The organism is Agrococcus sp. HG114 (assembly GCF_024723325.1).
In the GTDB taxonomy this organism is placed as follows: domain Bacteria; phylum Actinomycetota; class Actinomycetes; order Actinomycetales; family Microbacteriaceae; genus Agrococcus.
In genome coordinates, this window is record NZ_JANQCH010000256.1 from 1 (window position 1) to 740 (window position 740).

The 740-nt window shown below is 76.1% G+C and carries 1 protein-coding gene; it reads right to left on the minus strand.

The window, feature by feature from the left end; translation table 11 throughout:
- The coding region (locus tag NWP09_RS13105) for a GTPase (RefSeq protein WP_258275923.1) at positions 1 to 740 on the minus strand (740 nt) is incomplete at both ends.

A 740-nucleotide genomic window follows, 5' to 3' on the forward strand; every position in this document is an offset into this window, starting at 1 on the left:
CGCCGCGGCGGCGAGGCCGCGCTCGAGCGCCTGCGCGTCGGCGCCGCGCACCTTGCCCGGCGTGCCAGCGCCCTCGAGCCGGGCCGCGACGCTGCGGATGTCTGCGGCGAGCCGCTGCGACGCGGCCTTGCGCTCGGCCGCGAAGGTCGCGATCACGCGGCGCAGGTCGTCGATCCCGGCGCCCGTCGCGGCCGAGACCGGCAGCACGCGCACGTCGCCGAGCCCGTCGCGGCGCAGCAGCCCCCGCAGCGACTCCACGACCGCCCCCACCTGCTGCTCGGGCAGGCGGTCGACCTGGTTGAGCACCGCGGTGGTGACGGCGGCGTGGCTCGCGAGGGGCGCGATGAAGTCGCGGTGGATGACCGCGTCGGCGTACTTCTGCGGGTCGACGACCCACACGAGCACGTCGACCTGCCCCGCGAGCCGCTCGGCGATCGCCCGGTGCTCGAGCGCGACGGAGTCGAAGTCGGGCAGGTCGAGCACGATGAGCGAGAGGTCCTGGCCCGCGAACCCGCCCTCCATCTCGCGCCGGTCGCTCACCTGCAGCCAGTCGAGCAGGGCGGATGCGCCGGTCGGGTTCCACACGGCGGCCATCGGCGCCGACGTGGTCGGCCGCCGCACGTGCACGGTCGCGAGCTCCCGCCCGGCGACCGCGTTCATGAGCGACGACTTGCCGGAGCCCGTCGCGCCGAAGAAGCCGACGACCGTGTGCTCCGACGAGAGCGCGCGCCGCTTGGCGG